2 protein-coding genes are annotated in these 9,018 nt (G+C 69.9%); both read left to right on the top strand.

Annotated features, from left to right (window positions below; all coding sequences use genetic code 11):
• Positions 1-934 precede the first annotated feature (934 nt).
• Positions 935-2,782 (top strand): ShlB/FhaC/HecB family hemolysin secretion/activation protein, encoded by a 1,848-nt coding sequence (locus ABZT49_RS19065; RefSeq protein WP_355287999.1) that lies wholly within the window; start codon positions 935-937, stop codon positions 2,780-2,782.
• Between the two features lie 112 nt (positions 2,783-2,894).
• On the top strand, positions 2,895-9,018 hold a 6,124-nt coding region (locus tag ABZT49_RS19060), incomplete at its 3' end, for a GLUG motif-containing protein (protein ID WP_355287997.1).

Raw genomic sequence — 9,018 nt, 5'->3', positions numbered from 1 at the left:
TCCGCGTCATCCCGGGGCCGCGAAGCGGAACCCGGGATCCATAAACGCCGACGTTCCAGAATGAGCCGGATCGCATTCCGCCTCGTTCGTCACCGCCGGTGGATATGGATCCCGGGTTCTCGTCTTCGACGAGCCCCGGGATGACGCTGAGTTTCTTGATGCTTGGGTGGAGAAGGACCCGCCCCCTACTTCGCCGCCTTGGCCAGTGCCTTGGCGTAGGCCCCGCTCTTCAGCGTCTTCGTCAGCCACTCGTCGACCGCCGCCTCGAGCGCCGGATCGCGGGTCATCCAGTCGGCCCCGTCGAGGGTGCCCGGCAGGCCGGCGTTGCAGCGCGACCGGTCATCGGCCTCGATGCCCGCGCCGGATTTCCACCGGGGGCGCCTGGCTCTCCGCCCGGCTTTCGGTGTCGAGCCGTTCGCGGCAGCACTGCCACGAACGTCATCACCGGGCCGACGTATCGTGGGCACAGGCCCCGCATCGGCCGCGCTGTGATCAAGATCTGCCCGGTCATGCCGATCGTGATTGCCTCGTGCGCCTGATGAATTTATCTGTCTGGAACCAGACTTTGCCGATCTGGAAGCCAGGACCACAATTATGCCGCACTATCGGCGAGCCGACGTGTTCAAAAATCTCGTCACGTTGCAATTTCAACTGGATAAAAGTGAAATTTTTAATGATCAACAAGTTATAAGTATTTGATTTAGAAACAATAGATGTATATTTTGATAGATACTCAATAAATATAAAAATATAGAAATGAAAAATTATGACGTAGGATTTAAATCTGACGAACTTCTGATTGCGGGCCGAAATGGCGACGTAAAATTGCAACACGCCAAGGCTGCGATCAAGGAAGGACAAAAAATACGATTTTTTACGCTGAGGCATGCCCTATAAGCGCAGCGCTTCGGGCTATGGCGGGCGGAGAGAGAGAGTGTCGATCAGCATTCAACGAGCGGACCGAGCCGGAATATTTTCCGTTGCATCGCGCCGGGTCGGACTCTCTGTTAGTTCATCTGCGCTCCTCCTCGCCCTGACCGCCGCTCCGGCCCTCGCCCAGACCGCGTCGCAGATCACCCCGCCCTCGTTCAGCCCGCCCCTCCAGCGCCAGGGCGGCGCCATCGCCATTCCGGAGGGCACCGGGCTCGAAGCGCCCCCCGGCGCCGACGCGCTCTCCGTCCGCGTACGCCGCCTCGACGTCCAGGGCGGGCTGCCCGCCCTCGGCGCCGCCACCGCCGCCCTCGAGGCCCGCCTCTCCGGCCGCGCCGTCTCCGCCGCCGAGATCTTCGCCGCCGCCCGCGAGCTCGAACAGGCCTACGCCAAGGCCGGCTTCGCCCTGGTGCGCGTCGTCCTCCCGGCCCAGCAGCTGCGCGACGGCGGCGACGTCCGCCTCCTCGTCGTCGACGGCGTCATCGAGCGCGTGGACGTCTCCACCCTGCCCCCCGAGATCCGCGACCGCGCCGCCGCCATCCTCGCCCCCCTCGTCGGCACACGCGGCCTGACCCTCGGCCTCCTCGAGCGCAAGCTGCTGCTCGCCGGCGACATGCCCGGCACCGCTTTGCGCTCCACCCTCGCCCCCGGGCAGGTTCCGGGCGCCAGCGTCCTCGTCGTCGAGGCGCGCTACAAGGCCGTCACCGGTTTCACCGGCATCGACAACGTGCTCGCCGACTCGCTCGGCCGCTACACCGCCTCGCTCGGCCTCGACCTCAACTCGCCCACCGGCCACGGCGAGGTGCTGTACTTCCGCACCTTCGGCCTGCCGACCACCGGCGGCACCGCCGCCTTCCTGGGGGGCGAACCGCGCAATCGCGCGCTCGCCGTCGGCCTGATCCTGCCGCTCGGCACCGACGGCCTGACCCTGACCCTCGAGACCACCGACACCCGCACCACCCCGCGGGTGCTGCCCGGCTCGGTCGGCTTCGCCTCGGAGTTCTCGCGCTACTCGGCCCGCCTGCGCTACCCGCTGATCCGCTCGCGCGACTTCACTCTCAACACTGAGGCCGCCTTCGACGCGCAGGAGGAGCGGGTGAACATCCGCGTGCCGGTGGAGGCGCCGTTCTCCCTCGACCGGCTGCGCGTCGCCCGCGGCGCCACCGACTTCCTGTGGTTCCTCCCCACCGAGGGCGTGCTCAGCGGGCGACTGACCGCCTCGTTCGGCATCGACGGGCTCGGGGCGCGCGAGGCGCCGCTGGCCGGCGCCGGCCTGCCGGCCCTGTCGCGCCAGGGCGCGCGGCCGGACTTCCAGAAGGTGGAGGCCGCGCTCGCCTTCACCCAGCCCCTCGCCGAGCACCTGACTTTCGACGTGCGAGCGCGGGCCCAGACCTCGTTCAACCAGGCGCTCGCCCGCGCCGAGCAGATCGGCATTGCCAACCTGTCAGGCCTGTCGACCTTCGATTCCGGCCTGCTGCAGGGCGACGAGGGTTTCGTCACACGGGGCGAGCTGCAATTTCCCTTCGTCATGCCGGTGACCTTGCCCTTCGGCTTGCCGTCGATCCCGGCCCAGCAGGGTCACGGCCTGCCGCCGGCCGGCGCGACGCCGGGCGCCTTCGTCCTGAGCCCGTACGGGTTCGGGGCGTTCGGCCTGGTGCGCCAGCAGAACCCGACGGCGTTCGAGCGGCCGATGGTGCGGGGCGTGTCCTACGGGGCCGGCCTGCGGATCGCGGCGGCGCCGAGCTTCAGCTTTACCAACGCGGCGGTGACCGTCGAGTACGGCCGAGCCGAGCGCTCCGACCGTCTGCCCGCCGACAACCGCCTGACCTTCAGCGTCGCGCTCCAGTTCTGAACGGACGCGCGGGTCGCGCGTCCGCTCGCCTCCCCTTTCCCCGTTCCCGCACCAGGGTCGCGGCTGCGCCGATCGCGCGCCGACCCGAGGATGCCCAGAGGATCCGGCCGTGATGCCCGTCGCCCGTCTCAGCTCTTCGCTCGTCGCAATCCTCCTCGCCTCGACGGCGCTCGTCGGGATCGCGCCCGCCCGGGCGCAAGGCGTGCCGGCGGGCGCGCACGGTCTGCCGACAGGCGGGCAGGTGGTCTCGGGCGGCGTCACGATCGGGACGCCGTCGGGCGGGGCGATGACGATCACGCAGTCGAGCCAGTCGGCGATCGTCAACTGGCAGGGCTTCTCGATCGGCAGCAGCAACCGGGTCGACATCCGCCAGCCCGACGCGCAATCGGCGATCCTCAACCGGGTGACGGGAGACACGCCCTCGACCATCGCCGGGCAGCTCAATGCCAACGGCCAGGTCTACCTCGTCAACCCGAACGGCATCACCATCACGCGGTCCGGCCGGGTGAATGCCGAGGGCGGCTTCGTCGCCTCGACGCTCGGCATCGCCGACGAGGACTTCAAGGCGGGCCGGCGCCAGTTCCGCGGTTCGGGCGCCTCGGCGAAGGTGACGAACCACGGCACGGTGACGGTGGGCCGCGGCGGCTACGCGGCGCTGATCGGCGGCCGTGTGTCGAACAGCGGCACGATCGCGGTGCCGATGGGCAAGGTGGGCCTCGGCTCGGGCGAGCAGGCGACGCTGGATCTCTCGGGCGACGGGTTCCTGCAGGTCGCGGTGCCGACGAACGCCAAGGGGCGCGGCGCGCTGGTCTCGCATTCTGGCACGATCTCGGCCGATGGCGGCAGCGTGGTGCTGACGGCCGCCGCCGCGCGGGACATGGCGCGTCAGGCGGTGAACCTGTCGGGGACGGTCGAGGCCCGCGCGGTCTCGGGGCGCAACGGCAGCATCACGCTCTCGGGCGGCGACGGGACGGTGACGGTCGGCGCCAGGGCGCGGCTCGACGCCTCGGGGGCCGGAACGGAATCCGGCGGCCGGGTGCGGGTCACCGGGCGCCACGTGACGGTGGCGGGCAATCTCGACGCCTCGGGCGGGCGCGGCGGGCGGATCTCGGTGCGGGCGACGGAGGGCCTGGCGCTCACTGGCACGCTGGCGGCGACGGGCCGGACCGGCCAGGGCGGCCGGGTGGTGGCGACGGCGCCGGAGATGGCGCTGACGCTGGCGCGGATCGACGTTTCGGGCGCGGCCGGTGGGGGCGTGGTGCGGCTCGGCGGCGGGCGCCAGGGCGCCGGGCGGCTGGCGCACGCGCAGAATGTGGCGATCGATGCCGGGACGGAGATCCGGGCCGACGCGATCGAGGCCGGCACCGGCGGCGACGTGGTGGTGTGGTCGGACGCGAGCACGCGGTTCGCCGGCACGATCAGCGCCCGGGGCGGCGCACTGAGCGGGAACGGCGGCGAAGCGGAGGTGTCGTCGAAGGGGCACCTCGCCTATGACGGCCGGACGGACCTGACCGCCGCGAAGGGCGCCTTCGGCACCCTGCTCCTCGACCCCTACAACATCACGATCTCGTCGGGGACGCAGACCGCCGACAGCGGCTTCTCCGCGACCGGCGACGATTCGGTGATCAATGCCGGCACGCTGCTGACGGCGCTCGCCAGCGCCAACGTGTCGGTGACGACCGGCCCCCACTCGGTCGGGTCGCAGGCGGGCGACATCACCGTGACGGCGCCCTTGTCGTGGAGCAGCGGGGCGACCCTGTCGCTCCAGGCGACGAACGCGATCACGCTGAACGCCGCGATCACGGCGCCGGCCGGCGGGCTCACCCTGGCCACGGGTGGGGGCGGGACGATCTCGGCGACCGACGCGGTGTCGGTGGGGCGGTTCACCCTGATGGGCGGCTCCTGGGTGCAGAACGCCGCGATCCTGCCGGGCTTCGCGGCCGGCGACTTCCAGATCCGGTCCGGATCGTTCCTGCGCGCCACGGGTGGGGACGGCACGAGCGCAACCCCGTACCTGCTCGCCGACATCTACGGCGTGCAGGGCATGGGCACCTCGGGCTCCTACCGGCTCGCCGCCGACATCGATGCCGCCGGCACGGCGGCGTGGAACGGGGCCGCCGGGTTCCGTCCAGTGGGGAATAACGGCACGCCGTTCATCGGGAGCCTGGACGGCGCTGGCCACACCATCTCCGGCCTGACCATCAACCGGTCGAGCGAGAACTCCGTCGGCCTGATCGGCAATCTCGGCGCCGGATCGGTGACGCAGATCGGCCTGCTCGGCGGCAGCACGAAGGGCGGTACCGCTGTTGGTGGCCTCGTCGGGTCCAACAATGGCGGCACGATCAGCCGGTCTTACACCACGGGATCGGTGACCGGCGGCACTATCACTGGCGGCCTCGTCGGCTTCAATGCCGGCTCCATCGCGACATCCTATTCCAACTCGACCGTCACCGGGAACGTCTTGACCGGTGGTCTCGTCGGCAGGAACAGGGGAAGCATCAGCGAATCCTACGCCACCGGCTCCGTCACCGGTTCAGATATCCTTACCGGTGGTCTGATCGGAGAGAGTGCCTGGAACGGCTCGATCTACGCCACCATCACGCGGTCCTATGCGACCGGCAGCGTCACGGGCACGTCCTACGTGGGCGGCTTCGTGGGCAGGAACTCGTCCGGCGGCAAAATCGACCAGTCCTATTCGTCCGGGGCTGTCACGGGTACGACCTTGACGGGCGGCTTCGCCGGCTACCACGATGGGACCAGCATCACCGGAAGCTTCTGGGACAAGGATACCTCCGGCAAGAGCTCCGGTGTCGGCCAGGGATATGGCCTGATGGCCGTCACCGGCCTGAGCACCGCGGATGCGCGCACCGCATCGAAGTATACCGGCTTCGACTTCTCCACCGTCTGGTACCAGGCCGGCGACATGCGCCCGATCCTGCGCTCCGAGGCGGCGACGGCGGTCAACGGCGTCGTCCCGGTGTCGAACCTGCACCAGCTCCAGCTCATGGGGGCCAACCTCGCGGCGAGCTACACGCTCACCGCCGACATCGATGCCGGCGCGACCAGCAGCACGGCGGCTTCCGCCGGCATCTGGGGCGCAAGCGGCTTCGTGCCGGTGGGCAACAACACCTCAGCCTTCACCGGCAGCCTGGCCGGGGCGGGCCACACGGTCAGCGGCCTCACCATCGCTCTGCCAAGCCAATATCACGTCGGACTGATCGGCTCTCTCGGCAGCGGCGCCACCGTGAGCGGCGTCGGGCTCGTCGGCGGCAGCGTCACGGCCAACGGCTACGTGGGCAGCCTCGTCGGCAACAACAGCGGCACGGTGAGCCAGTCCTACGCCACCGGCAGCGTCAAGGGCTCCAGCAACAGAGTGGGCGGCCTCGTCGGCACCAGCAGTGGCACGGTGAGCGGGTCCTATGCCACCGGCAGCGTCACGAATAACGCCGGCTTCCTCGCCAGCGACACGGGCGGCCTCGTCGGCTGGAGCAGCGGCACGGTCGACAAGTCTTATGCCACCGGCAGCGTCACGAGTTCCGGCGGCTTCGGCAATTCCGGCACGGGCGGCCTCGTCGGCACCACCACCGGCACGGTGAGCCAGTCCTACGCCTCCGGAACCGTCACGGGCCAAGACGCCGTGGGCGGCCTCGTCGGCACCAGCGGCGGCGCGGTGAGCCAGTCCTACGCCCTCGGAGCCGTCTCGGGCTCCGACAGCGTGGGCGGCCTCGTCGGCAGCAACAACCTCGGCAGCACGCTGACCGGGTCCTACGCCAGCGGCAGCGTCACGGGCTCCAGCCGCGTGGGCGGCCTCGTCGGATACAACAACAGCGGCACACTGACGGGCAATTACTGGGACACGGCCTCTACCGGGCGGGCGGCCGGCGTCGGCAGCGGCACGGCCACGGGCGCGACGGGCTTGATCACGGCGCAGGCGCGCGCCTCCGCGAGCTACGCTGGCTTCGACTTCTCCACCGTCTGGTACCAGGCCGGCGACATGCGGCCGATCCTTCGCGCGGAGGCAGCCACCGCCGACGCCAAGGGCGTGGTCGCGGTGTCAAACCTGCACCAGCTGCAGCTGATGGGGACGAACCTCGCGGGCAGCTACCGGCTGACCAAGGATATCGACGCCAGCACCACCGCCGGCACGGCGGCCTCCTCCGGCATCTGGGGCGCTACCGGCTTCGTGCCGGTGGGTGACTACTCCTCGAACTTCACCGGCAGCCTGGACGGGGCGGGCCACGCGATCAGCGGGCTGACCGTCAACGGGGGTGGGACTTACGTCGGGCTGATCGGCTATCTCGGCACGAATGGCCGCGTGAGCGGCCTCGGCCTCGTCGGCGGCAGCGTTTCGGGCGGCTACTTCGCCGGCGGCGTCGCCGCCTACGTCAATTACGGTACGGTGGATCAGTCCTACAACACCGGCAGCGTCTCGGGATCGTTCTCGATCGGCGGCATCGCCGGCTACAACAATTACGGCACGGTGAGCCAGTCCTACGCCACCGGCAGCATCTCGAGCATTGGCAGCAGCAGCAACGTCGGCGGGATTGTCGGCTACAATTACGGTACGGTGAACCAGTCCTACGCCACCGGCAGTGTCTCGGGCACCAATGCGGGTGGCGTCGTCGCCTACAACCAGTTCGGCACGGTGAGCCAATCCTACGCCACGGGCAGCGTCTCGGGTACGGCGAATGCGGGCGGCCTCGTTGGCACGAACAACGGCACGCTGAGGCAATCCTACGCCATCGGCAGCGTCTCGGGCGCCTCCAATGTGGGCGGCCTCGTCGGCAACAGACGCGGCGGCCTGCTGACGAACCTCTATTGGGATACGCAGACCACCGGACAGGCAAACGGCTTCGGCGCCGGACTGACGACGGGCGCCACCGGCCTGACCACGGCGCAGATGCAGGACCTGACGGCGTTCCGGGCGACCTATGCCGGCTTCGACTTCGCCACCGTCTGGGCGCCGCCGAACCAGGCCGGCCAAGGCGGTCTCACGACTGCCTATTACCCGCAGCTCTACGGCGTCTCCCCCGTCATCGCCGTGACGCCGGTCGCCGTCAGCCGCAAGTACAACACCGACAACCCGGACTTCGTGGCGACCTATGCCGGCCTCCGGTCCGGCGACTTCATCACCAACCCCGGCACCTTCTCGACGAGCGCGATCACGATCTCGCCCGTCGGCGACTACGCGGTCACCGCGGCGGGCGCGGTCGCGACCAGCCCGGCCGGCAGGATCTACCGCATCGTCACCGTCCCGAACGCGACCGGCCTCACCATCATCCCCGCCACGGTGACGGCAACGGCCTCGCTGGTCGGCACCGTCTCGAAGACCTATGACGGCACCACCGTCGCCTCGCTGCTGCCGACCCATTACAGCCTTTCGGGCGTGGCACCGGCGGACACTGCCAGCGTCTCCGTCGCGGGCACCGGCGCAACCTTCGACAGCGCCGGGGTCGGGACCGGCAAGACCGTGACCGCGACGGGCCTCGCCCTGTCGGGCGCGGCCTCCGGCAACTACGTCCTGGCCTCCACGACCGCCTCCGCGGCGATCGGCTCGATCACCCCCGCGCCGCTGACCGTTACGGCGAAAGCGGCGAGCAAGACCTATGACGGCCAGGCGTACACGGGCGGCAACGGCGTCTCGTATGCCGGCCTCGTCAACGGCGAAGGCCCGTCCGTCATCGGCGGCAGCGTGAGCTACGGCGGGACGGCGCAGGGGGCGGTGAATGCCGGCACCTACGCCATCACGCCGTCCGGCCTGACCTCGGCCAACTACGCCGTCACCTTCGCGGACGGCGCCCTGACCGTGAACCAGGCGCCGCTCACCGTCACCGCCAACGCGGCGACCAGGACCTATGATGGTCAGGCCTTCACGGGTGGCAACGGCGTCTCGTATGCCGGCCTCGTCAACGGCGAAGGCCCGTCCGTCCTCGGCGGCAGCGTGAGCTATGGCGGCACGGCGCAAGGCGCGGTGAATGCCGGCTCCTACGCCATCACGCCGTCCAGCCTGACCTCGGCCAACTACGCCATCACTTTCGCGGATGGCTCCCTCACCGTCGCCAAGGCGCCGCTCGCCGCCTCGGTCGCGGGCAGTGCCACGAAGGTCTATGACGGCACCGGCGGAGCGCCGCTCGGCAGCCTGACCTACGGCCTGTCGGGCCTCGTCGGCACCGACGCCGTGACGGTGGCGGGCACCGCCGCCGCCTACGATTCCGCTCAAGGCGGCACCGGCAAGA

This window comes from Methylobacterium sp. EM32 (assembly GCF_040593685.1).
Classification (GTDB): domain Bacteria; phylum Pseudomonadota; class Alphaproteobacteria; order Rhizobiales; family Beijerinckiaceae; genus Methylobacterium.
Note: the sequence above shows the minus strand (reverse complement) of the source record. Positions and strands in the feature narration are given on the sequence as shown.